This window comes from Anabaena azotica SJ-1 (genome assembly GCF_047275885.1).
Lineage (GTDB): Bacteria > Cyanobacteriota > Cyanobacteriia > Cyanobacteriales > Nostocaceae > Trichormus_B > Trichormus_B azotica_A.
Window position 1 is genome coordinate 1333924 of sequence record NZ_CP178454.1, and the last position, 25800, is coordinate 1359723.

At 39.7% G+C, this 25800-nt stretch carries 21 protein-coding genes; 12 read left to right on the top strand and 9 right to left on the bottom strand.

Annotated features, from left to right (window positions below; genetic code table 11):
* Positions 1–260: 260 nt before the first annotated feature.
* On the top strand, positions 261–1166 hold the full coding sequence (gene lipA / locus ACLLO5_RS05770; RefSeq protein ID WP_413174533.1) for a lipoyl synthase: 906 nt from the start codon (positions 261–263) through the stop codon (positions 1164–1166).
* Between the two features lie 144 nt (positions 1167–1310).
* Positions 1311–1424: a photosystem I protein PsaX gene (locus tag ACLLO5_RS05775; RefSeq protein ID WP_013191220.1), complete on the top strand. Its 114-nt coding sequence runs from the start codon at positions 1311–1313 to the stop codon at positions 1422–1424.
* Positions 1425–1499: 75 nt separating this feature from the next.
* Here the strand turns inward: ACLLO5_RS05775 and ACLLO5_RS05780 are convergent, their stop codons facing one another.
* Positions 1500–2369 (bottom strand): branched-chain amino acid ABC transporter permease, encoded by an 870-nt coding sequence (locus tag ACLLO5_RS05780; RefSeq protein ID WP_413174534.1) that lies wholly within the window; start codon positions 2367–2369, stop codon positions 1500–1502.
* A gap of 179 nt (positions 2370–2548) precedes the next feature.
* Between ACLLO5_RS05780 and hrmK the strand changes: the two genes are divergently transcribed.
* Entirely contained in the window at positions 2549–4390 is a 1842-nt protein-coding gene (gene hrmK, locus ACLLO5_RS05785) for a hybrid histidine kinase/response regulator HrmK (protein ID WP_413174535.1), read from the top strand.
* 215 nt (positions 4391–4605) lie between these two features.
* Positions 4606–5427 (top strand): ATP-dependent sacrificial sulfur transferase LarE, encoded by an 822-nt coding sequence (larE, locus tag ACLLO5_RS05790; protein WP_413174536.1) that lies wholly within the window; start codon positions 4606–4608, stop codon positions 5425–5427.
* Between the two features lie 144 nt (positions 5428–5571).
* Here larE and ACLLO5_RS05795 read toward each other — a convergent pair whose 3' ends face one another.
* A complete protein-coding gene (locus ACLLO5_RS05795; RefSeq protein WP_413174537.1) occupies positions 5572–6711 on the bottom strand; it encodes an SGNH/GDSL hydrolase family protein in 1140 nt (379 codons plus the stop codon).
* Between the two features lie 220 nt (positions 6712–6931).
* On the opposite strand from ACLLO5_RS05795, the gene ACLLO5_RS05800 reads away from it, so the two are divergent.
* A complete protein-coding gene (locus ACLLO5_RS05800; protein ID WP_013191225.1) occupies positions 6932–7144 on the top strand; it encodes a hypothetical protein in 213 nt (70 codons plus the stop codon).
* Positions 7145–7807: 663 nt separating this feature from the next.
* Here ACLLO5_RS05800 and pyk read toward each other — a convergent pair.
* The gene (gene pyk / locus ACLLO5_RS05805; RefSeq protein ID WP_413174538.1) at positions 7808–9580 is read right to left on the bottom strand and encodes a pyruvate kinase; all 1773 of its coding nucleotides are present in this window, start codon (positions 9578–9580) and stop codon (positions 7808–7810) included.
* 468 nt (positions 9581–10048) lie between these two features.
* Here pyk and crtR point away from each other — a divergent pair, with 468 nt between their 5' ends.
* Positions 10049–10930 carry a beta-carotene hydroxylase gene (gene crtR, locus ACLLO5_RS05810; RefSeq protein ID WP_413174539.1) on the top strand — a complete coding sequence of 294 codons (882 nt, stop codon included), beginning with the start codon at positions 10049–10051 and terminating at the stop codon, positions 10928–10930.
* Positions 10931–11049: 119 nt separating this feature from the next.
* On the opposite strand, the gene ACLLO5_RS05815 is transcribed toward crtR, so the two are convergent.
* A complete protein-coding gene (locus tag ACLLO5_RS05815) occupies positions 11050–11733 on the bottom strand; it encodes a hypothetical protein (protein ID WP_413174540.1) in 684 nt (227 codons plus the stop codon).
* A 443-nt stretch (positions 11734–12176) separates the two neighbouring features.
* On the opposite strand from ACLLO5_RS05815, the gene ACLLO5_RS05820 reads away from it, so the two are divergent.
* Positions 12177–12935, top strand: coding sequence for a hypothetical protein (locus ACLLO5_RS05820; protein WP_413174541.1), 759 nt, complete (start codon positions 12177–12179; stop codon positions 12933–12935).
* Positions 12936–13107: 172 nt separating this feature from the next.
* Here the strand turns inward: ACLLO5_RS05820 and ACLLO5_RS05825 are convergent, their stop codons facing one another.
* Positions 13108–14244 carry a quinone-dependent dihydroorotate dehydrogenase gene (locus tag ACLLO5_RS05825; protein WP_413174543.1) on the bottom strand — a complete coding sequence of 379 codons (1137 nt, stop codon included), beginning with the start codon at positions 14242–14244 and terminating at the stop codon, positions 13108–13110.
* Between the two features lie 119 nt (positions 14245–14363).
* On the opposite strand from ACLLO5_RS05825, the gene ACLLO5_RS05830 reads away from it, so the two are divergent.
* The 3 genes from ACLLO5_RS05830 to ACLLO5_RS05840 all read left to right on the top strand — a co-directional run bounded on the left by ACLLO5_RS05830 (position 14364) and on the right by ACLLO5_RS05840 (position 18540).
* Positions 14364–17282, top strand: coding sequence for a GAF domain-containing protein (locus tag ACLLO5_RS05830; protein ID WP_413174544.1), 2919 nt, complete (start codon positions 14364–14366; stop codon positions 17280–17282).
* A 47-nt stretch (positions 17283–17329) separates the two neighbouring features.
* Positions 17330–17491 carry a DUF2256 domain-containing protein gene (locus ACLLO5_RS05835; RefSeq protein WP_413174545.1) on the top strand — a complete coding sequence of 54 codons (162 nt, stop codon included), beginning with the start codon at positions 17330–17332 and terminating at the stop codon, positions 17489–17491.
* A gap of 95 nt (positions 17492–17586) precedes the next feature.
* On the top strand, positions 17587–18540 hold the full coding sequence (locus ACLLO5_RS05840) for an isoaspartyl peptidase/L-asparaginase (protein ID WP_413174546.1): 954 nt from the start codon (positions 17587–17589) through the stop codon (positions 18538–18540).
* 76 nt (positions 18541–18616) lie between these two features.
* Here the strand turns inward: ACLLO5_RS05840 and ACLLO5_RS05845 are convergent, their stop codons facing one another.
* The 3 genes from ACLLO5_RS05845 to ACLLO5_RS05855 form a co-directional block, all read right to left on the bottom strand.
* Positions 18617–19039 carry a DUF29 family protein gene (locus tag ACLLO5_RS05845; RefSeq protein ID WP_413174547.1) on the bottom strand — a complete coding sequence of 141 codons (423 nt, stop codon included), beginning with the start codon at positions 19037–19039 and terminating at the stop codon, positions 18617–18619.
* A 172-nt stretch (positions 19040–19211) separates the two neighbouring features.
* Complete coding sequence (gene glmU / locus ACLLO5_RS05850) at positions 19212–20567, bottom strand: bifunctional UDP-N-acetylglucosamine diphosphorylase/glucosamine-1-phosphate N-acetyltransferase GlmU (RefSeq protein WP_413174548.1); 1356 nt, start codon at positions 20565–20567, stop codon at positions 19212–19214.
* 70 nt (positions 20568–20637) lie between these two features.
* The gene (locus ACLLO5_RS05855) at positions 20638–21519 is read right to left on the bottom strand and encodes a tRNA (5-methylaminomethyl-2-thiouridine)(34)-methyltransferase MnmD (RefSeq protein ID WP_413174549.1); all 882 of its coding nucleotides are present in this window, start codon (positions 21517–21519) and stop codon (positions 20638–20640) included.
* A 22-nt stretch (positions 21520–21541) separates the two neighbouring features.
* Between ACLLO5_RS05855 and ACLLO5_RS05860 the strand changes: the two genes are divergently transcribed.
* A complete protein-coding gene (locus ACLLO5_RS05860) occupies positions 21542–22360 on the top strand; it encodes a sulfurtransferase (RefSeq protein WP_413174550.1) in 819 nt (272 codons plus the stop codon).
* Between the two features lie 99 nt (positions 22361–22459).
* Here ACLLO5_RS05860 and ACLLO5_RS05865 read toward each other — a convergent pair whose 3' ends face one another.
* The gene (locus ACLLO5_RS05865; protein WP_413174551.1) at positions 22460–23812 is read right to left on the bottom strand and encodes a hypothetical protein; all 1353 of its coding nucleotides are present in this window, start codon (positions 23810–23812) and stop codon (positions 22460–22462) included.
* Between the two features lie 291 nt (positions 23813–24103).
* Between ACLLO5_RS05865 and ACLLO5_RS05870 the strand changes: the two genes are divergently transcribed.
* The gene (locus tag ACLLO5_RS05870) at positions 24104–25789 is read left to right on the top strand and encodes a FecR domain-containing protein (RefSeq protein ID WP_413174552.1); all 1686 of its coding nucleotides are present in this window, start codon (positions 24104–24106) and stop codon (positions 25787–25789) included.
* Positions 25790–25800: the final 11 nt, after the last annotated feature.

The window sequence follows — 25800 nt, forward strand, 5'->3', positions numbered from 1 at the left end:
CTTTTTTGACTTCTCCTGGACCTGAAGGTACAGAGATTCTTAAGCAGCTTCAAAAATCACTATTTAAGGTGTGGTCAAGGCACCTCTAGCAACAACATTGACATTTAACCCCAATGTCGCTGTTACTTTTTTCAAGCTTTTTGTTTCCTGTTACCTGTTATATATTACAGGCTTTCAAGGTAATTTAAGCTGCTCAAGGATTTATACTAACCTATACCAGTATATCTTTTATCTGTATTTTTTAGATAGCGGAAATATTTATGACTTCTTCCAGAAAAGTTGAACTCAAATCAGAAATTGCAGCAATGCCTAGCTGGTTGCGTCGTTCGATTGGTAAGGCTAGTGAAATTTCTACTGTACAACGTATTATTAAGCAGCGCCAACTCCATACGATTTGTGAAGAAGGCCGCTGTCCTAATCGGGGTGAATGCTATGCCCAAAAAACGGCAACTTTTTTACTTATGGGTCCAACCTGCACAAGGTCTTGTGCTTTTTGTCAAGTAGATAAAGGTCATGCCCCTATGCCTGTAGATGTGGAAGAACCGCAAAAAGTGGCTGAGGCAGTACAGCTTTTGGGATTGCGCTATGTGGTACTGACTTCTGTAGCCCGTGATGATTTAGATGATGGAGGTGCGGGGCATTTTGTCAAAACTATGGAAACGATTCGCCAAATTAACCCGGAAACGCAAATTGAAGTGCTGACACCAGATTTTTGGGGTGGTGCCGGCGTGGGAGAGACTGGTCAAAAGCGACGGATAGAAATGATTGTTACTGCCCAACCGGCTTGTTTTAATCATAATGTGGAGACGGTACGGAGATTAACTGGGCCTGTGAGACGGGGTGCGAAGTACGATCGCTCATTAAGTGTATTGGCAACAGTCAAAACAATTAATGCCGCTATTCCCACCAAGTCAGGTTTAATGCTGGGACACGGAGAAACTAGGGAAGAAGTAATTGAAACAATGGCGGATCTTTTAGCTGTGGGGTGCGATCGCTTAACATTAGGTCAATATATGCGCCCATCTTTGGAACATCTACCAGTGCAAAAATACTGGACACCAGAAGAATTTGACGAACTTGGGAAAATAGCTAAAGACATGGGCTTTAATCACGTCCGTTCCGGTCCATTGGTGCGTAGTTCTTACCACGCTGGGGAGGAAGATTAGGGTGTGGGATGTATTTATTATCTCCTGACTCCTGACTCCTGACTCCTGACTCCTGTCCTCACACAAATATTTTTAAAGTTTCTGGAGAATTGGCGCTTATGTTTGCTATTTGTTAAAAAGTCATCAAATTAGGAGAACCAAATTATGACCAAAGGTAAAGCTGCTAAACCTACCTACGCTTTCCGTACAGGTTGGGCATTGTTGCTGTTGGCTATCAACTTTTTGGTAGCAGCTTATTACTTCCACATCATTGACTAGTTAGCTATCAGCGTTCAGCTATCAGCTATCAGCTAAAGAAAGTATTCTGACGGCTGACGGCTGACGGCTGACGGCTTAGATTGTGCCTTTGAATAAGCCTTTGGGACGGATTAGCAACACCAAAATCATGATTAATAGGGCTATGCCTTGTTTGTACTGTGAACCCAGCCAAGGGGTACTGACTTCTTGAACAATACCAATGATAAAAGCCGCTGCGATCGCACCGTAAGGGTTGCCAATACCTCCTAAAATGACGGAAGCAAATAAAGGCAAAATCAAAAACCAACCCATATTTGGTCTGACGGCAGTAATTAAACCGTACATACTACCGCCTAAAGAAGTTAAAGTACCAGCAATTACCCAAGTCCAGAGAATTACTCTATCAACGTTAATACCAGAGACTCTAGCTAAGTCTAAATCATCAGCTACTGCTCGCATGGCCTTACCAATTTTAGTGTTTTGCAATAAATAGTGGAGCAAGGAAATTGCTACTATTGCTAACCCCAGTACCCATAATTGATTTTGCGGTACTCTTAATTGACCAAATTCTAAAGCAGGGATGACAGGGAGATTATAGTTTTGATTTTTACCACCCCAAATAAAAATAATGCCGTTGCGGAGAAATAAAGCCAGCCCAATAGAAATAATGATCAGTGTTGTCGAAGTAGCACGAATCGATCGCATTTTTGACCATAGTAATTTTTCTGCCAGTAACATTGCAGCTACTGTACCCACTACAGCTAAAATCATTGATAGCCAAATATTTACCCCCAGGGTATTTACCGCCAGTGTCAAATAAGCTCCCAAGGTAAGAAAATCGCCGTGGGCAAAATTAGATAACCGTAAAATTCCGTAAGTTAGCGTCAGTCCAACCGCTGCTAGGGCGATAATACTACCTACAGCAATTCCGTTAACTATTAATTGAGCTATGATTTGTGTATCCATTTTTGTTAGTTACCATGAAAAAAAATCAGTGTGACTTTTTTAAACAAGTGTGTAATTAAGCGTTACAATCGGCACTGTCAGTTATGATTTACAATTAAAAAACATTTATCCGTTAATATACATAAAATCCAGTTCGCATTTTCCTGCCAAGCTCAGTTTCTTTGGCCGTCTAGTTCACCATGCAGCAACCTTCAAGTTTACCAGAACAGAACTCACAGATAGACGGAACGCCAACTCTTTTGCCAACAATCCAGCAACTGCGGGATGATTTATGGTTAGAAAGCAGCTTGAATCAGTTACAAAGCCGATTGCATGAATGTCTGCTTTCAGCTGCTAACACTATGTCACAGGTTATAACCCCAGAAGCAGAAATTTTTCAGACTGTTGTAAATGAGCTTCATCAGGCTTTAAATGGTAGTTGGATAGGGTGTACGCAGTGTGCCGTAGGCATTGCTCAATATCAACCACAAGAAAGAATAGGTCGAATTTGCTATATTTCTAGTTTTTCTACCCTAGAAAAACGAACTCCAGAAATTAGACCCAAAAGAAGGATACAGACGGAGTTGAAATTAGATGCTGCCATTAAACTGGAAGATTTGCAGCAGATGGAGAAGCAAAAACCACGGTGTGCGTGGCCTTTAGTTGATGATTCCAGCAATGTGATGGTATGGCTAATAATTGCCACAGCTAAACCCAAGCATAATCATGAGCGAATCCATCCATTACACACTCAACTGCGATCGCAATTAATCACAAAAACAATCAAGTATTTTAATACAGCCCTAGCACAACTCAGACAAATTCAATCTTGGCAACAACGTTGTCAACAGTTAGCTAACTTTAATCAGGAACTAGAACGCACCAATCAACTCAAAAACCAATTTCTGGCCAATACCAGCCACGAAATTCGTACCCCACTTAGTTCTATTATTGGATTCACCCATCTGCTACTGGCACAAGGTTACGAACCAGAAAGACAACGCCATCAAGAATATTTACACATCATCCAATCTAGTAGTAAGCATTTGCTAGACCTGATTAACGATATTTTGGATCTTTCTAAAATTGAAGCTAACCAACTAGAAGTGCAATGGGAAATAGTCGAAGTACCGACATTATGCCGTAATGTTTTAGCTTTGGTAAAAGAGAAAGCTGCTAATAAAGGCTTGAAACTACGATTGGAAATAGACAATGATGTCACCAATTTAGTAGTCGATCCCTTGCGACTCAAGCAAATGCTATTAAATTTATTATTTAACGCTGTCAAATTTACAAATTCAGGTAGCGTTGGTTTACGGGTATCTATCAAAGATTTATATGTACGATTTTCAATTTGGGATACTGGTATTGGCATTTCCCAGGAAAATCAAACTCGCTTGTTTCGTCCCTACAGTCAAATTATTAACCCTGGTGCTGGAAGCAATGAAGGTACTGGTTTAGGGTTAGTGGTAACACAGCAACTGGCAGAGATTCATGGTGGTTATTTAGAATTGGAATCAGCAATTGATCAAGGTTCCTGTTTTACCATAGTCCTTCCTATCAAGCCACAGGGGAAAGTTTTGGAAGCTATCGAAATTAAGGCAGAAAAAGATTTAGAAATAAGTCAGGAGGTCAAAAAATCTTCTGATTCCCAACCTTATTCTCGTATATCCATAAATAGCTCACGATCAATTTTATTGGTAGAAGATGATTTAGCCAATTCCGAATTAATGCGAATTTATCTTGGTAGATTGGGTTATCAAGTAACTTGTGTTAAAAATGCTCAGGAAATGTGGAAAGTCCTGACACAAATAGAACCAGCAGTTATTTTAATGGATGTGAGTCTACCAAATGCCAATGGTTTGAACTTGGTAAAACAACTTAGAGACAATATTCAATATCAGCAGATACCAATAATTGCTCAAACAGCAATGGCAATGAAAGGAGATAGAGAAACTTGTCTGGCTGCTGGTGTGGATGACTATATTTCTAAACCTATAGATTTACAACTTTTAGGTAGTATAGTCGCAAAATATAGCTAATTATCAGAACCAGGATTTTAGGATATAAAAAATAAGGATATTCGATTACTTTTCATTTAAGAAAAATAATCACTATTGAGAATGTTTTTAGGAGTAACATAGAGAATCTTGAATTCCGGGATTATTTCTGTACAAAGTATGGGAACCAAGCAAATGATCAGTGACTACAATAGTAGTGATCAGATGTTATTTATTGATTTTGGCAGGATTGAGACATGACACTAACAAAAAAACTAGAACAAGTAAAAGATTTATTTGTGGAAATGGGACAGGCTTTGATCGCCTACTCAGGGGGAGTTGATAGCACATTGGTAGCCAAAATTGCTTATGATGTATTGGGCGATCGCGCTTTGGCGATCACAGCGGTTTCTCCATCCCTACTACCAGAAGAATTAGCGGACGCAACAGCACAAGCAGCAACCATTGGCATAGCCCATAAAATCGTCCAGACTCACGAAATGGAAAATCCCAACTACACCTCTAACCCAGTCAACCGTTGCTATTTTTGTAAAAGTGAACTGCACGACACACTCAAACCATTAGCATTAGAGTTAGGATATCCTTATGTAGTAGATGGGGTCAACGCCGACGATTTGCATGATTATCGCCCCGGAATTCAAGCAGCAAAAGAACGAGGTGCGCGATCGCCCCTAGCAGAAATAGGTGTCACAAAAGCCGAAGTTCGTCAACTTTCCCAACAACTCGGATTACCTTGGTGGGATAAACCAGCCCAACCCTGTCTCAGTTCTCGCTTTCCCTACGGCGAAGAAATTACCATAGCCAAATTACAGCGAGTTGGTAGAGCAGAAATTTATTTACGAAATCTGGGTTGGGAAAATTTACGAGTCCGTTCAGAAGGTGACACAGCCAGAATAGAATTGCCACCAGAAAAAATTCAAAATTTTGTCTTAACCACAGATTTACCCACCCTCGTGAGTACATTCCAGAATTTAGGATTTATCTACGTCACCTTAGATTTAGAAGGTTATCGCAGCGGCAAATTAAATCAAGTCTTACAGCAGATTGCAGCCAGATGAATTGACATACTCCCCGCCCTAAAAGGGCAGAGATTCTGGGGTCAAACAACGACTAAAAATTTAATTACTTTCTTTCTTATACCCACAGGGTTTTGCGACTAACTCCTGATAGCGCAGCATAGCGCCAGCCATACTCCTCATACCTCACAAACCTTGAGCAACCTTATATTCTATTTGTTGCAGGGCAAATCGCCATACATCATATCCTTCAGGTGATAAATGCACCCCATCAGTTGTTAAATCTGAACGCAAATTACCATCTAAGTCAGCAAACCAATTATTGATATTCAGATAATAAACACCTTCCTGTTTCGCAATTAAAGCAATTTTGGAATTGATATAACGAATCCGACGGTTAGAAATTTGAGCGCGGTTAACAGGCAGAATAGATTGCACCATAATCTGACTATTGGGGTGAGACTGACGCAAGCTACGAATAATCCGGCGATGATTAATCAGAATTGTCCGGTCACTAACACCCCTAAGCAAATCATTAATCCCAATCATCAGATAAATTACTTCTGGGCGTGTTGTCGAAAATGCCGACAATCTTCTCAATACACCTTCAGACCTATCTCCAGATATGCCTTGATTCAGCCACAATTTACCAGTAGGGAGTTTTTCTTTAGGAAACCACATACTCAAAGAATCACCCACCAAAATACTCAAACGATTTGTACCCTGACCTTGAGAAATTGCCCTAGCTTCCATAGCTAATAAGCTTTTCCAATTTTCATAGCTAAGTTTTTGTTGCTTAACTGACTTCGACGAAGACTGTAAATCATCATCATCCACACGAGTGTATATCTGACCAGTCTTCAGAGATGCTAGTCGGAGATAGTACATTTGACTTCCAGATACTAGACTTTGCTTAGTTTTTTGAGAACTGAAGTTTAGTGAAGTTTTTTTAGGTTTGGGCAAAATGTAGTTAGTTGACTCTGCTAACAAAATATCAACACCAGAAGTAATTTTCTGAGCTACTTTTAGCTGTGAACCATCTGATACAGATACAGATTGGTGGCTAAATTCTGGACGAGAGATAACTTTGTCACGTACTCGTGGCTGTAAACTTGCTGGTTTGGAAGCAACTTGACTACTGAATTCTGGTAAAGAAATATCAACATTAGAGGTAACTTTTTTACCTACTGGCGACAGTGAACGTGGTTTTAAATCATCCGGGAAAGCAGTATTTTCTGGAGGGATACTCGACATCTTTGGGAGAGCAGATGTTGGTACTGTCAATCCTGTTAACAAGCTGGCTGCCAACAGATAAGGTTCATTCATTGTTTTATCTTTCCTTGTAAGTACTCGCTGCTTTTCCTTATGACAGGCTGACCTGGCTGAATTCAGGAAAATTTTACTTTCCTGATGCCGTATCAAGATCCCCCACCAGAATGTTATTTTGCGACTTTGAGTATCAAAAGAGACTACTAAGAAAAATGTTAAATTTTTTTATATATACAATAACGTCGTTTAAAGTGCTAAGATTTATGCGAAGTCATTAATGTTTCCATTTAATTCCGTGGCTAGAGCTAGTACTGCAATTGGTGTCAGTCCAATAATCAAAGAGATTGTGCAAAAACAGGCACATTCTACCCGTCTGACGTTGAAAGAGGTTATCCTCATGGGGATGTTAGCAATTGACAGACTTGATGATCAAAGTCGTCAAGAGTTGGCAGATCAAGTCCATCAAATGCAAGTGACTGGTGACATCTGAATCTGCATTGATTAGTCTAAACTCTAAAATCTCAAGTGCAGCAAAATAACCGGCACTTAAGACAATAGTAGAACGGCGACTAATCAATTATCAATTCTTAACTAGATTCATACCAGAGTCCCATTCAATCAACTTTGTTCAATTCACAACAGATGCAATGGTATTGTTGAATTTCCGCAACAAACACCGTTGTATTACAGACTGAGAAGGGATATCAAATTTGATTCCCTTCATGAATGAAAAACTAAATAAAGACCAGCGTGAAACTCTGAAGTTAATTAACAGATAAAGCACTGGGTGGCGTTTAATGACCGCTGATTTCCAGCGGCTCATATAAACACCATTAACACCGAATATTGGCAATTTCTAGTCAGCTAGGTGGCAAGCTTTAGTGATCCTTTCCGAGTTTCTCACAAATATAACGCCAATTAGGACAATGATGGACTTTATAGCCATTCTTGAGTAAATTTTGTCTACTCTGGCTATAAAACTAAAATTTTTTTTATTAGCTTGAAGATGGAGTATTTTAGGCGGTTAACAAACCAAATTTGCTGCATCTTCAATATAAATATTTCTAATTTCCACTCATTCGGATTGATTAACGCCTAAAGGATGAAAAAAAATTTTGTTTTTCATCCTTTGTTATTTGATGCTTGATGCTGTTTACGGTGTTCCCACAGCACCAGAGTAAACTAAACCCCGTTGCATATCTAAAGTTAAAATTGCTCCATCTTTTATTACTTGTGTTGCTTCTTTAACACCAACTATTACTGGTACACCTAGACGTAATCCAATGACTGCGGCGTGACTTGTGAGACTTTCATCTTCTGTAATAATTCCGCCTGCTTTACGAATTGCGTCTACAAAATCAACTCCAGTACGAGGCGCAACTAAAATATCTCCAGGGTTAAAGTTACTAGCATCCATACCAGTATGAGCTACCCGTGCGCGGCCACTAACTGAACCTTGCCCTAGACCTATTCCTTGTCCCAGTACCGCTGTTACTACTTCTACCTTAATCAAGTCCGTTGACCCAGAAACTCCTTGGAGAGTACCAGCAGTCATTACGACTAAATCACCTTCAGTTAAGAGGTTTTTTTCTTGAGCTACATTGATGGCTGCTTGAAATGTCTGTCCAGTTGATGGTAATTCCAGTACCAGTAGGGGTTTAACTCCCCATACCATTTGTAGCTGTCGCGCTACGTTGACATGGGGTGTGATGGCTAAAATGGGCGTTTTAGGACGGAATTTAGAAACGTTGCGGGCTGTAGCTCCTGTTTGTGTCAAGGTCATAATTGCTGCTGCGCCCAGATTCTCAGCAATTTGACCTACAGCTTGACTGATAGCATTGGGAATTGAACGCCTGTTATCTCTAGATTGACGGGAGTTGGCATTTTGTGCTTCTTCTTGTTCAATCCGTTCGGCGATTCTAGCCATTGTCGCTACGGCTTCCACTGGGTAATCACCAACTGCGGTTTCGTTGGAAAGCATGACTGCATCTGTGCCGTCGAGAATGGCGTTGGCTACGTCTGATACTTCTGCACGGGTAGGACGGGGGTTGCTAACCATGCTATCTAACATTTGGGTGGCGGTGATGATGGGAATTCCCAAACGGTTAGCTGTGGCAATTAGCCGCTTTTGCAGTACGGGTACGTCTTCGGCTGGTAGTTCTACTCCTAAGTCACCTCTGGCAACCATTACGCCGTCACACAAGGATAAAACGGCTTCCATTTGTTCGATCGCTTCGTGTTTTTCAATTTTGGCAACTACAGGGACATTTTTGCCTGTGCTGGAAATTAGTTCTTTAATTTCGATAATATCTTGGGGGTTGCGGACAAAGGAAAGTGCTACCCAATCTACACCTTGATCTAAACCGAACATCAGATCCTCTCGGTCTTTGTCGGTCATGGCTTTGATTGATAGGTAAACTCCTGGAAAGTTGACACCTTTGTTGTTAGAAAGTTTACCGGCAACTGTGACACAACAGTGTAAATCACCTTTATCGCGGTTAATTTCCTCGACTACCATTTCGACTCGTCCATCATCGAGGAGAATTTTTGCACCGACTGGGACTTCATCTGCTAAATAATCGTAGGTAACACAGCTAATTTCTTGGGTTCCTATGACTGGACGATTTGTTAATGTAAAGCGATCGCCCTTAGCCAAAACTATAAACCCGTTTTCAAACCGCCCCAAGCGAATTTTTGGCCCTTGCAAATCTTGGAGAATGGCTACTGGTCTGTTGAGTTCAAAAGCGGTTTGCCGAATTAACCGAATACTACGCTGATGGTCAGCATGGGTTCCGTGGGAGAAGTTAAGCCGCAGTGTTGTTGCACCAGCTTCAATAATTGCTTTCAGCATTTCTGGACTGCTGGTAGCAGGTCCAATAGTAGCAACAATTTTGGTTCGGCGCAGAGAATCTCTTAATTGCGTCATGGGGTGGTTTCAGGATTTGTTGGATCTATCTGGGAAATAATCGTAAATTAAGCGACCTCTCCTTTTCAGTCACTGCTATATCAATAGTTATAAAGTTATAAGCAGTTAGAGTGGGAGACATACTTGTCGGTTTAGGGGAAAGGGGAACGGGTAAAGGAGAATGGGGACAGAAAAATCTTGCCCCTTTAACTTTTACTCTGTCCACAGTTCCTGCTTCAACACTCTTAACCGAGCAGTATTAAGAGTCATGGTTACGGTATAGATTTGATATCGTACACCAATATGATTTGCAACCTGTCTCTAGGAGAGCTTTTTTGTCTAAACACTCTTCTAGTCTGGAATCATAGCGCCATTTATTTGCTAATCAGCAAGACTGGGATAAATCTTGCTATACAAAGCTTTACATAACTTTACTCTTTACTAAGATTTATCCTATATTTGTAATGTTTGATAAACAAGGAGTTAGAAATGCTCACGTCGGAGGCACAAAAGCCACTGACAATCCCCCCCAAAGAACTTTTAGCACCTCCCGGTGATTTTAATCCCACACTACTGCTGTTTTTTGTAGTGGTGATGATGTTGGTATTATCTAACTTTGGTTACTGGCTGTGGGATTGGCCTCATTGGTTATGTTTTAGTATTAATACTCTGGCCTTGCATTGTTCTGGGACTGTGATTCACGATGCTTGTCACCAGTCTGCTCATCGTAACCGGATCATTAATGCCATGTTAGGTCATGGTAGCGCCTTAATTTTAGCTTTTGCGTTTCCGGTCTTTACACGGGTACATTTGCAGCATCATGGTAACGTTAATCACCCTAAAGATGACCCTGATCATTATGTTTCTACAGGTGGTCCGTTATGGTTGATTGCAGTCCGGTTTTTGTACCATGAAGTATTTTTCTTTCAGCGGAAATTATGGCGCAAATATGAGCTACTGGAATGGTTTATCAGCCGTTTGATTATCATTTCTATTGTTTATATTTCTGTCCAGTATCACTTTTTGGGGTATATTCTCAATTTTTGGTTTATTCCGGCCTTTTTGGTGGGTATAGCATTGGGGTTATTTTTTGATTATTTACCCCATCGTCCCTTTGTGGAGCGCGATCGCTGGAAAAATGCTCGCGTCTATCCTGGTAAAGTTCTCAATATTCTAATTTTGGGGCAGAATTATCACCTGATTCATCATTTGTGGCCTTCAATTCCTTGGTATAATTACCAACCTGCTTATTATTTGATGAAGCCGTTACTGGATGAAAAAGGTAGTCCGCAAACTTCAGGGTTATTGCAGAAAAAGGACTTTTTTGAATTTGTCTATGATGTTTTCATAGGTATTCACTTTCATCACTGATTTGTTGAAAAAGAGACGTTTTCTGGAACGTCTCTACACTCAAAAATAATACTTTGACTTAGTAAAGCCTTTAAAACAGTGTAATTATAACTAACATACAAAACTCTTATTTGTACACACTAAATCACCAAAGAATGTGATATTTCTGGTAATGCAACATTCATTGCAACTGAACCATCTTTAATAGCATCATAAAGTCCCGATGTAGTTGCCCATTCTAAAGTATCTTCAGAACCCTGAGAATTAACTAAATCTTTTAGCCAATCAGAAACTAATAACTCAAGCTCTTGTGGAGACATTTCTTCTGGAAAAATGTGGTGTTTTTCTGCATAACCTTTAATAGTGTTCTTAGCATTAAAGTGATAATCTGCTGATTTGTTATCTCTATCAGGTGTTTCTTCTTTCCATAAATAGAAATTATCAGGAAAAGCAATTAGAAAGAAAGGAGTATTTCGTATAGCTGAGTGTGCTAGTAAATTACGTCTGATTTCTGTTGCACGTCTAAGCTGGGCAGATGTTTCGGTTAGAGGTATCTTCTTAACCTCTACTATTAGCTTAATTTTACCTTCAGCATCAAAAATAGTTATATCAGGGCGAAGACTTAACCTAGCACCTTTAACCTCCCATTCTCCTCTACGTACCATTTCATCAAGACAGGAGCGACATACATTAACCTGTTTACGTCCTGGGGAATACCAAACAGCAGTAATGGCTGCTGGTGAATCTTTTGCAACACACTTTTCTGTTTGAATCTCACAAATGTCTTTTAGTATTATACCGCTGGGTTCTACTCTTGTAATCATAGTCATTCTCCTAACCTAGATTCACTAGCCAACCACTCGGTTAGCCTATCTCTGGTAATAAGTTTCAAAAAAGTAAATGGTTATTTAAGTCTATTAAACATTATTATCTAATGTAGATAATTACACTGATAAATTCAAAAACTTTTTGTGATTGATATATCTGTCTGATAACGTAAAGTAGGCATTTTAGCTTTTCTCTATCCACTAAGTTTAAAAGCTAACTCTTTTGTAAATATCTATATTAATCTCAATAAGATATGTGTTTTAAATCATGTGGTCAGAGAAAAGTGTCTGACATTGGTGTTATTTATCACGTTTTGCCTATTTCAGTAGATTTTGCCAAATAATTTGCCGCCATTTTGCCAAGGGATACAAAAAAATGTCCCAATTTTTGCCAAGATAATAATATTATTGTGAAAAAATTCACTTGGCATAAATTCAGCATGAGTGAAAAAACCATAGAAAATTACGGCAAAAGCTTTCTTGTTCTAATTTTGCCGATATCATTTTTGATAGTTTTCCTGGTAAATACCTGGAGAATTTTGCTACTAGTCTTATTGCTGGTGATGGGTTTCAACCTTTGGCAGCAGTATAGATGGGAAAAGTGGTGTGAGCAAGTCAACCCTCTTTTCTATCAGTTGATTCGAGAAAACCAAGGAAAGATTACACCGATTGATTTGGCACTCAAGGGTAATTTTTCTGGGAATGAGGCAAAACGCTACTTGGATGGCAAAGCAAAGGAATTTGGCGCTAGTTTGACTGATTCTGAAAAGGAGAATCCGTCTTACTACTTTATAACCGCCAGTATTCTGGGCAACATACTTGATAGTAGTGAGCCAGTGGAAAAACTTCCTCCTCGACCTGTGACTACTGAGGTGCGATCGCTCTTGGCTCCACCTCAACCCATCCCACAGGAAAAGCAGGAAGAGGAAGAAGCACTACCTGAATCCTTACTTGAGTCCTTACCAGAAGCGACAGTTCAAGCTACTCATGAGGCAGTCACAAAACCGCTGGAAGAACAGTTAGTTTTTGGTTCTCTGATTCAATCGGAACTAGCCAAGCGCCTGGGTGTTTATTCCAGCACGGTTTACAAACGACGTAATGATCCAGATTTTTCCGAATGGAGTCGCAGCCGTGACCCAGATGGGATTGCTTGGTCTTATTCTCGCAAGTCTAGGGAGTTTTTCCCCATTGAGGAATAGGTGACAGGGAAGAGGTAGGGGAGCAGGGGAGCAGAGGAGCAGAGGAGCAGAGGGAAATATTTTCTTCTTATCCTCCTGACTCCTGACTCCTGACTCCTGACTCCTGAACTCCTGACTCCTGACTCCTGAACTCCTGACTCCTGAACTCCTGAACTCCTGAACTCCTGAACTACTATTCCCTATTCCCTATTCCCACTGCATCGCTGATGGAATTTAAGCCGTTTTGTTCTAGTTTGGTCAACAAACCAGTCAGGATGCGGCGTACCATCATTGGACCTTCATAAATCCAGCCTGTATAAACTTGAATGAGGCTGGCACCGGCTGTAATTTTTTCCCAAGCATCTTCAGCGTTGAAAATACCACCAACGCCAATGATGGGGATTTGTCCTTGGGTTTGCTGGTAAATATACCGGATCACTTCTGTGGAGCGATCGCGTAATGGCGCACCACTTATCCCTCCGGCTTCTTCTTGGGGTGTTTTACCAGTTTTTTCAATTATTGGGGTTTTTAGTCCCTCGCGGCTAATCGTGGTGTTGGTGGCGATTAAACCAGCGAGTTTGTAGGTTTGGGCTAGATTAATAATGTCAGCGATCGCATCCCATTCTAAATCCGGCGCTATCTTGACAAATAATGGCTTTTGTGATTTATTTTCCGTTTGTAATAATTCCAAGATATGACCGAGCATGGCCGCATCTTGGAGCGATCGCAATCCTGGTGTATTGGGAGAAGATACATTAACAACAAAATAATCACCCAAATCTTTTAGCAATCGAAAGCTCTCCAGATAATCCTCTGCCGCTGCTGCTAAGGGTGTTATCTTAGATTTACCCAAATTTATGCCTATGGGTATTAACCGAGATTCCTCTTGATTACTAGACGTTAATCTCCTTGCCATTGCATCCGCACCAGAGTTATTAAAGCCCATGCGATTCAGGGCTGCTTTGTCCAAAGGTAAACGAAACAATCGGGGCGGAGGATTACCTGGTTGGGCATGATAAGTCACAGTACCTAATTCTGCGAAGCCAAAGCCCAAACTAGGCCAAACACTAGCACCAACTCCATCTTTATCAAAACCCGCAGCTAAACCTACAGGATTAGGGAATTTTAGTCCAAACAAATTTTGTTCCAGACTTGTATCATATAAACATAAAGACTGTTGTAACCTAGATTTTAACCATCTACTTGATGGCTTATAGCTTGCATCTGACAGCCAAATAAAACTACGTAGGGTTTGTTGGTGTAACCACTCTGGATCGGTTTTTACCAGAGTAAATAAAAAAGGACTGATTACTGCTTTATAAATATCCAAACTGAGTTAACATCTACCAATTATTACCATTATTATCTGATACCAAATCCAGGATTAAACCAAATATTTTTCAGGGCATCATCAATATATTACTACAACTTATGTCCACGGATAATCAGATGGGGCAGCCAAAAAAACCCATAGGCACAGAACAACAAATCCAGTCTTTGGGGAAAATTCTTCAGACACTGAGAGAAGAAAATGATGTTGAAGTTCTGATCACAACGACAATTACTTATCTAAGAGAACAGTTTGACTACCAATTTATCTGGCTTGCTCTTTATGACCAAGTAAGCAAAAAATTATATGGGAAGGCAGGAATTACGCCAGATGGAGAAACAAGTTTTTTAACAAGATCCGTTTTACTCAATCCCGGAAATTTATTAACCCAAGTAGTAACAGAACTATGTCCTGTAGGTGTAACAAATTTACGGGGAGAAATCCGGGCTCCTGAATGGCAAGAAGTAGCTGCTAAATATAATATCCAAGGGACAATTATCTTACCTATTCGGTATAAAGACAATTGTTTAGGTGTGGTGTTACTGGGTTCACAACGGTGGGGATATTTACTGGCTGGAGATACAAGAGCAAAACTCTTGATAGTGATAGGTGAACTAGGGTTAGTGCTGGAGCAAAATCAAAAGGAACACAATCTGCAAAACAACCCCAATAATTCTACCACGGAGTTATTATTAAAACTAGTAGAAAATTTACGCTCCTCAGATCAACTCAATAAAAAGCTAGAAGCTTTAGTAGAGGCAACCCATCAATTTATCTCTCCCACTCGCACAAATATCTACTGGTTTGAAAAAGAAGGACACTATTTTTGGTGTCGCATGGGCAGTCAATTGGTGAATATAGGCAGGGATTGGAGTGTTCAGCCTGCATCAGCAGGCATAACAGTGCAAGAGTTAGGTGATGTGTATTATGCTTTAGCGGTTAACCAACTAGTCTGGATGAGTGAATCCGGCAGTTCCCTGAAAAGCCATGTCCAAGGTAAATTATTACAACGGCTAGGAGTGCTTTCTTTCTTAGCAGCGCCTATCATCTGGCAAAAAGACTTACTTGGCTTTGTGGCTGTAGAAAGCACGGAACCACGAATTTGGGATCAAGCAGATAAAAATTTTATTCAAGGTGCCGCTGGGTTACTATCCTTAGCTGTTCCCACAGACAAAATAGAAACCACTATCAAGCAGATTCAACAAAGTTACCAACTAACGCTCAAATTTGCCCAAGCAGTATATCAAGAGCAAGATTTACAACAAACCTTGCATCCTGGTTCTACAGAACTTTTAGAACAACTAGTGGCAACGCGATTTTTGCTGTTAGAGTTTGATGCTAGTAAAAATATTTATCAAGTGATTTACCAAGGGGTGTTAAATAATCGCCGCATTTGGAAATTTACCCCTACTCCTCTGTCAGAGATAGATTTTAATCTGTTGCAAAATGCCAAACAAGCGATAGAAATTGAAGCCTTAGAACATGATCTACGTTTATTTAGTTGGCATAAACAGTTATTAGAAAATGGTGTGCGATCGCTTTTAATTTGCAACTGCATTCAAGGCCATCAACCTGACGTATTATTGATGATTACTCATAACAGTCATCGTGCTTGGACAACTCTGGAAAAAGAATTATTGTGGGTAATCAGTCAATATATTGGTGTTATCGTTCGGAATGGACAGCTAAATATTATCAGCCAAGAACAGCAAAGAATCGCCAAAATCTTTAAACAATACCCAAGCATACTAATTCAATCTAAAACTGACACAATCGAGTCAAATGCTCTCAAACAAATAGCCAATGTTTTGGAATGTCCCCTAGCTATCATCCTCACCTGGAAGCAAGGTCAGAATCGGGCGGAAATTATTCACGGTGTAACTACAAATCATCAATTTAGCGTTATTACAGATGTACCGATTTTTATCAATAGAGATGTTCTCATTGAGTTGGCATTGGCACATCAAAGTTATTTGATTTTCAAAGCCTATGATTTACCAGTAGAAACAAGGCAATGGTTAGCTATTCCTGACCAGAGTCGAGTATTTGTCATGGCATTACGTACTACAGATGATTCTCAGTCTACAGGTATAGTATTGATGGCAGATTATGGAGAACAAGAGTGGTCAGAACTTGGACTCAGTGCCACAGTAACTCTTATTTCTCAATTAGCTTGGTGGCACAGTCAACAAAAAACCATTCAAACCCTCAAATTCAATACTGAAGAACTACGAGAACTCAACTGGTACAAACATCGTCGTCTAGAAGAAATTCATAGAATGTCAGCGTTGGTACTGGCTCAAATTCGTGATTTGGGTATTCCCAGCAATGAACTAACTCAAATGCGTTATAAGCTCCTCTTGCGGCAATTAAATTACATTGCCAACTCAATGACAGGAGTCATCAAACAAGAGCAGTGGCAATTACATCTGAGTTGGGAAACAATGACAATTTCTGGTTTGTTAAAAAGAGCTACTGAAAGAGTAGATGCTGTAGTTAAGCAGCAACAACTTTGGATAGGTATACATGGTTTAGGACAACCCCTAGAAGAAGTAAAATCACTCAAAAATACTTCATCATCTGAAGAGCTAATCACTCCGCCTAGTCCATCTCCATTGGCTACGGCTGGCGACATTGTGAAGATTGAATTAGTTATCTATGAATTATTAGTTAATGCCTGTAAACGTTCTCCAATAGGTGACAGGGTTGATATTTGGTGTCGTCCCATAGATGAGCGATTACTGGAAATATCAATTACAGATAATGGCCTTGTTGATCAACAGCTATTAGCAGAGCTAAATGATCATATATCCAATGATGTACTTGCTGCCTCTCATCTCAATCAACCACCAGGGCTGCATTTACTAATTTGTCGAAAATTAATCAAGCAGTTAGGAGGAGAATTACAAATATATCAATTACCAGATAATCGAGTAGTGAGTCGTTTAATATTGCCTTTAGCACCTCATAATTCGGAAGGAAATACTTTAGGTTATACCTTGGGAAACACTTCAGCTTCAACATTGAGCCAGGAGTAAGCTATGTTTGAAATACTTTATGCCAAAATCTAAAATTCAAAATCTTTATGGGACGTAATCGTTCTAAGTCTGACTTGCCTGAAAAAATTTGTCTAGTATGCCAACGTCCCTTCACTTGGCGAAAAAAATGGCAAGATTGTTGGGATGAAGTTAAATACTGCTCCGAACGTTGCCGTCGTCGTCGTTCTGAAGCCAAAGGGGATAGATGAATTTTTATTGTTGACTGGGAAAATAATTGACAATTGATAACTGATAATTGATAACTGATAACTGATAACTGTTAAAGCTACACAAAAACAAATAAATGAAGTTACAGGTACAACCTAAGTTAATTATTCATGGTGGGGCTGGTAGTTCTCTCCAAGGTAAGGGAGGATTGGAGGCTGTAAGGCGATCGCTCCATGCTGTAATAGAGGAAGTCTATTCACTCTTGGTGACAGGTGTAACCGCTTCCCAGGCTGTAGTCCGGGGTTGTCAAATGTTAGAAGATAACCCCCGTTTTAATGCTGGTACTGGTTCGGTTTTACAATCTGACGGGCAAATCCGCATGAGTGCTTCTCTGATGGATGGTACATCAGGGCGGTTTAGTGGTGTAATTAATGTTTCACGGGTGAAAAATCCCATTGAAATGGCGCTATTTCTGCAAAATTCCCCAGATAGGGTATTGTCTGATTTTGGTTCAGCGGAATTAGCGCGAGAGTTACAAGTTCCCAGTTATAATGCTTTAACTGATTTGCGCCTGAAGGAGTGGATACAAGAACGGGACGATAACTTTAAAAGAACTATGGCCGGGGTGGTTGCAGAACCGGAAATGGCAGAAAGTTCTAATGCGGGAAGGGGTACGATTGGTGTGGTGGCTTTAGATGGCTATGGTAAATTAGCGGCTGGTACTTCCACTGGTGGTAAAGGCTTTGAACGCATTGGAAGAGTTAGTGATTCTGCTATGCCAGCGGGAAATTATGCTACTAGTTATGCTGGTGTAAGTTGTACTGGCATTGGTGAAGATATTATTGATGAGTGTTTAGCGGCTAAGATTGTCATCCGGGTTAGTGATGGAATGTCTTTGCAAGAGGCTATGTTGCGCTCATTCACTGAAGCTAGTAAGAATGAACGGGATTTGGGTGCGATCGCTCTTGATGCCACTGGCGCGATATCCTATGGTAAAACGAGTGAAATATTACTTGCTGCCTATCATAATGGTGATTCCATTGGCGATACTTTGGAATGGAATGATGGTGAATTGATTGGTTATTGTTGAGGAGGATTTTTTTAAACGCAGAGGAACGCGGAGGTTAACGCAGAGGGTCACAGAGTTGTTTTGAGGTGAGAATTGGTTATTTTTGAATCAATTCTAATGCCTGAGTTAATATCTCTGATTCGTCAATTATTGCCGCTAATTCTTCGCTTTCATAACGTCCCTCAAAAGCTTCTAGTGCCGCTCTTTTGACTGCTACTTGATATCCTTGTTGGAGAATTTCCATTAGTTCTGTGGGATTCAAGTAAACACCGCCAGATTTGCGGCGCTGGTTAATTTTATTGATTTCTCGCACTGCATTTTCTATCGATATTTCCCAAGACCGAGTAGAACGTTTTTCAGCTTTTTGTTTAATTAAATGGATGAGTAGAATTATCCCATAACTATCAATTTTATTGATTTTGTCACTGAGGCTCATTTCTTCTAATTCATCTACTAACAATAAAGCTTCATTTATTTTTCCTTGTTCGAGAAGTTGTCTAATTTCTAGTAGTTCTTCCATTTTATTTGTTGAACTTATAATTAACAACTAATATTCATTATATTTTGAATTCATCACTTGTGGATAAAATAATCTGTTTCTTTAGTATCTATTGAAGATGAAACCGACTGCGACGAAGCATTAATCAAATTTCTGCGTAAAAAGGTGCGTTGCTAACGCACCCTACAAAAAATTAATTTTCAGCTTTTCTCTTCCAACCTGGTTTTACTACCTGACGACTCCGTGCAATTACTAACGCATCATTAGGAACATCTTCTGTCACTGTTGAACCTGCGGCTATATAAACATCATTTCCCACTGTAATAGGTGCAACTAAAACACTATTAGAACCGGTTTTGGTGCGATCGCCTATTCTGGTTCTATGTTTCTTCACACCATCGTAATTAGCGGTAATGGTTCCGGCACCGATATTTACCTGAGTTCCCGCTGTGGTGTCACCCAGATATGAGAGGTGTGCTACATTGGTGCGATCGCCTATTTGTGTATTTTTCAACTCCACAAAATTACCAATTCTACAATTAGCACCCACTTCAGCATGGCCACGCAAATGAGCATAAGGTCCAATTTTTGTTCCTGCTTCCACAAAACTATCTGTAACTACAGAATATTGAACAGTGACATTTTTACCCAACTGGCTATTTTCAATTAAACTCCCAGGACCAATACGACTACCAGATTCAATCACCGTTTTACCCCGCAAATGGGTTTGAGGTTCAATAATCACATCTGGTTGTAATTCTACTGTTTCATCTATGGTAATACTGGCAGGATTAATTAGCGTCACACCTGCTAAAAGCCATTTTTCTTTAATGCGTGTTTGCAAAATATCGTAAGCTGTTGCTAGTTGCAATCGATCATTAATTCCCAAAATTTCCTGATCATCTTCCACATCTACAGCCATCACTTTTCCTACTTGAGTAACAGCATCTGTAAGATAATATTCTTTTTGAGCATTATTGGCTTCTAAATGAGGTAAAAATTTAGCTAAATCTGACCAACGGAAACAGTAAATACCAGCATTTACACGATTATTTTCTCTTTGGTTAGGAGTGCAATCTTTATCCTCAACTATTTTTTGTACAATCCCTTCACTGTTACGAAAAACCCTGCCATAACCTTTAGGATTTGATAATTGTGCAGAGAGAATTGTACAGGAATTTTGATTTTCTTGGTGAATTTGTAATAGGTTTTTCAAAGTTTCAGTTCGCAACAAAGGCACATCACCATTTAAAATCAATAAATCCCCAGTGTAACCTTCTAAATGTGGAAGTAATTGTTGGATAGCATGACCTGTTCCTAATTGTACGGTCTGTTCCACAAACTCCACTTCAGAAATTGAATTCAAAGCAGTTTTCACTTCTTCAGACTGATATCCAACAATTACTAACTTGCGTGCAGGTGAAAGAGGTGCAACACTTTCAATAACGCGCTCAACTAAGGATTTTCCACCCAAAGAATGTAAAACTTTAGGTAGATTAGATTTCATTCTTGTGCCTTTTCCTGCGGCGAGAATTGCTACAACAACCATAATTAACTATCAGTAAATTTCAATGATCAATGTTTTTAGTATTTTCAGATTCAGCCTTAAATCATATCAGTTAATCCCACCTTTTTCTCCATCGAGAAGTCGGTTCTAGAGAAGATGCTTGTTGTTCTTGTTGTCGTCGGTTAATTATAACTTCAGCATGATCACTTAGTTCAGGATCACGGTAAGGAACAGCCGCACGAGTTTGTAAGTGTTCTGTTTCTGCTAGTGAAAGAGGATATATCTCCGTAATCTTTTTTTCTCCCTCTTGTGGATATGCGGCTATTGTACCAGGAGTGCGTCTTCCCACTGGTGTGGTAGAACCTATTATCAACCCAGCAAATAACAGTGCAGTGCGTACAGCAGCAGCACAGGAATAAGTAGCTAATAAACCGTTTTGATGTAAACAGAAAGATATGTTTTGTATAAATTCCACTGTCCATAATTGTGGACATTGCGGAGGTGAAAATGGGTCTAGAAAAATAGCGTCTGCTTGAAAACCAGATTGATGTACTTCCTGAATAGATTTTCTAGCATCACCTATTAATAACTTGGCTTGTAAGCAATCTGTTTGCAAATGGTGTTTAAATGCTAGTTCGGTCAAAATTTTTCTATATTTGTCATCCCAATCATTAAATATATGTTGGTTAATTGCTGCTTTGGGAACTTCTGGATTTAGTTCTAAACCCATAATTTCTACAACACAAGCAGGATTTTCTTGCCAAATTACCTCTAAGGCTGCGGCTGTGTTGTATCCTAGACCATAACAAACATCTAAAATTCTGACTATTCCGTTTTTGGCTACTGTCTGTACTTGAGTGGGAAGTGCAAATTTTAGATAACTCTCTTGTTTGGCTCCATAATGACTATGAAAAGCTTGATTAAATTCTTGAGAAAAGAAGGTAAATGAACCATCTTGTGTTTGTTGGGGTGTAAAATTATCTGGATCTAACATTTTTTCTATTCAAAATACACTTATGACTAATAATCCATTTGTTGTCTCTTCTGAATGGCTATTTGCACATCTTAATGATTCCCAAGTTGTGATTGTTGATTGTCGTTTTTCTTTGGCTGATTCACAATTAGGAAAAAAGCAATATCAAGCAAGTCATATTGCTGGTTCTTACTATTTAGATTTAAATCAAGATTTATCTAGTCCTGTGGGAGAACATGGGGGAAGACATCCTTTACCTGATATCAATAATTTAGCTCATACATTAGCAAATATCGGAGTTAATTTCCAAAAAACTTTGGTAGTTGCTTATGATGATTCACGCTTTGCTTTTGCATCTCGTCTGTGGTGGTTATTGCGGTATTTAGGACATGATAATGTAGCTGTTTTAGATGGTGGTTTTGCTGGTTGGCAAAAAGCTGGTTATCCTGTCTCTGAAGAAATTCCAGTACCGAAAATGGGAACTTTTACGCCTCATTTACAAACTGAAAAAGTAGTAGATTATACTTATGTGAAAAATTTTAAAGATAGTCCAGATATAGTTTTAGTAGATTCTAGAGAGTGCGATCGCTATCGTGGAGAACGAGAACCCATTGATAAAATTGCTGGACATATTCCCGGTGCTGTAAACTATCCCTGGCAAGAAGTTACCGATGCTTCCGGTTTCTTACTTCCCCAGTCAGAACTGCGTCAACGATGGCAACAGGTAGAATCAGCTACAGAAATTTTAGTTTATTGTGGTTCCGGTGTCACAGCTTGTGTAAATTTACTTTCTTTAGAAATAGCTGGCATTTCCACAGGTAAACTTTACGCTGGTAGTTGGAGTGATTGGATTAGTTATTAGTCATACAGCAGTTTGCTCCCGTTAGGAGATACAACATCTAAATTCAAACCTATACACAAAGCCAGTTTTACTCCTGATTCCTGTATTCTGCTGTAACTGTTAAAATCTACCTATTTCAAACCCGTAATTAACACTGAAAAACCATCCTGAAAAATCAATATTGGGAGTAGTAGAACCACCAAAATTTAAACCCCCCTGCAAATATACATTACTTGTGTCAGATGCACGATAATTTATATGTCCAAATACTCGATGGAATTGGTCTTCCCTATCCTGTTCGGTAAAGTCTGACAAATTTAACTGGTAGTTAAGACCCACCTGGAGAGGATTCTGTAAATAGTAGCTTAAGGATAACCAAAAAGTATTAACTATTCTACTTCTCCTTTCAGGGTCGGAAAAATTTGCACTCAATTCATAAAAGCTATCAAATATCAAGTTATTTGTCAGTGTATCCCTTCTTCCTAAAGATAGTTGTATCGAATTTTCATTCAGGAAGCGATCGCCAGCTGCAAAAAAATCACTATTATTAGCATAGAAAGATTGTTGATTACTCAAATTCAATTCTGCATACATTACAGGAGAAAGTTCTTGATAAATACCTAAGTTAAATCTCACCTGATTGTAATCAAACTCTGATTGATCAAGATAACGAATCAGACTCCCATCAATTGATCCATTTATATAAGTTCTTTCTCCCACCGGAAAATACGCAGAAGCTAGTGTCAAACCAGAAAAAATTAGACCGTCCTCTATTTTTTCGTCATTTGTCGAAAAAATGTTATTTGTCTGGAAATAACCCAAATAACCCCGCAAATAGCCTATCGGTTGAAACTGAACTGCTGGTTTTTGTGGCAATGGAGTTAGTATATTCTCCAACGGTCTTGGTCGTACTCGTAACTGCAACTCTTGTTCTTCATTTAATTCTTCAGTAGATTGTTCTGCTTCTCCTTGTTTCTGAGAAATCCAGTGCTGTATCTCTTCTTTATCATCCATTGATTGTGGTGATTTTGGATTTAGAAGAGCTTCTGTTGATTGCGAAGATAACCTAGCAACACGATCAGCCGAAAATTCTAACTGCACTATGTCAGATTGCTGCTTAATATTTGCTGATTCTATATTTGGGGGTGTTTCTAAGTATATTACGGATAAATTACTATCTTGCTGATTTGTATCTGCCAATGCAAAATCCGTTTTATTTGATACTGTCTCTATATTTGGGGGTACTTCTAAGTATATTACGGATAAATTATTACTTTGCTGATTTGTATCTGCCAATGCAAAATATGTTATATTTGACACTAAATCGGTTTGAGATTTTTTTGTCTCTAATTGGGCAGTCCAGGCTTTGTTGATACTAGTGCAGTACCATTGTCCACTACTAAAAGTCAACAAAATTGCCAACAACAAATTTTTTCCTATTTGGGGTTGTATCTTGTATGGTGTTGATTGCATTTGACAAACTTCAATATTGGTGAATGAAAATTTTTTCATAAATAAGCATTTATTAGACGATTGAAGGGAATAAATTTTGAATTTCTCATTAACCTCAATTGTACATATACATATAGTATATTTTTTAGCTATTAAGTTTTTTATCTATAAATAGATGTAACAAAAAAATAAATACCCTTTATTAAAGGTGTTGGACTAAATAAGCTTGATACAAATGTCATTAGATAGATAAATATATTACATCAAAGTTTACCAGTTGATACTCAGTTGAATTTAGAGAGATTCCCAATTATGTTGAAGAAATTTTTACCTCAATTAGTGCTGGGATTATGCGTATTTACAGTCTTATCACCAGCAAATCGAGCAAATGCAATAACTCCTCTCACACAAGCGGAAATTCAGCAACTCCGTAATATGGTGCAGCTAATTCCCAAAAATAAATCTCAGAGCCGACCGGCACGACAACTAGATACTATTACTCCTGGAGATGGTGTATCTACTGGTCGAGCTTCCCTAGCCGATTTACGCTTTAATGATGGTTCTGTAGCGCGGATTGGTGAACAAGCCGTGTTTAAATTTTTGCCCCAAACAAGAGATTTTTCACTCTATAACGGAACAGTTTTGCTGCTCATTCCACCAGGTAGGGGTCAAACACGGATTAATACACCAAATGCTGCTGCTGCTATTCGTGGTTCAGCATTATTTGTTCGCTATGACCCAGAATCAGAGACTACTGTTATTGGTGCGCTGACAAATAGCGGTATTCAAGTAGCTAATCAGGAAGCTTCCCAAAGTTTGGTTCTGCAAGCAGGACAATTAATGGTTGTAGTTAAAGGCGAATTTCAAGGTTTATATGATTTTGATTTGAGAGATTTTTATGAAAATAGCAATTTGGTGCGTGGATTTGATTTGGTTAAGCAAAATTCCTCTCCCTTACCAGATCCAGAATTAGCCAGCGTTCAAGCTGAAACAGCAGCAGCGGTAGCTGCACAAAAACCTATCATAGGTCAGGGTGCAATTAACAACCCATCTTTTCTGCGAAGGAATTCTAACGCCCGTGGTTCTAACAACAACTCTAATAACAACTCTAATAACAACTCTAATAACCGCAACAACAACTCTAATAACAACTCTAATAACAACTCTAATAACCGCAACAATAACTCTAATAACAACTCTAACAACCGCAACAATAACTCTAATAATAGAGATTTTGGGCGAGAACAAAAACTTATCAACCGTCCTTTAAGAGACAATTTAGGAAGAGGATCTAATGTGGGTAATCCTCGTGGACCATTGGATCTGTTTATCAGAAACGGAGACATCATCCGCGAAAATAGACAAAATAATAATCCTGGTCAAGGCGGTGGAAACCAAGGTGGCGGCAATCAAGGTGGCGGCAATCAAGGCGGTGGCAATCAAGGCGGTGGCAATCAAGGTGGCGGCAATCAAGGTGGCGGCAATCAAGGTGGCGGCAATCAAGGTGGCGGCAATCAAGGTGGCGGCAATCAAGGCGGTGGAAACCAAGGTGGCGGCAATCAAGGCGGTGGCAATCAAGGTGGCGGCAATCAAGGTGGCGGCAATCAAGGCGGTGGAAACCAAGGTGGTGGCAATCAAGGTGGCGGCAATCAAGGTGGTGGCAATCAAGGTGGTGGAAACCAAGGTGGCGGCAATCAAGGTGGCGGCAATCAAGGTGGCGGCAATCAAGGCGGTGGAAACCAAGGTGGTGGAAACCAAGGTGGCGGCAATCAAGGCGGTGGAAACCAAGGTGGCGGAAACCAAGGTGGCGGCAATCAAGGCGGTGGCAATCAAGGTGGCGGCAATCAAGGTGGCGGAAACCAAGGTGGCGGCAATCAAGGCGGTGGCAATCAAGGCGGTGGCAATCAAGGTGGCGGCAATCAAGGCGGTGGCAATCAAGGTGGCGGAAACCAAGGTGGCGGAAACCAAGGTGGCGGAAATGGTAATAGCAACAATTAGTTAAGGTAATG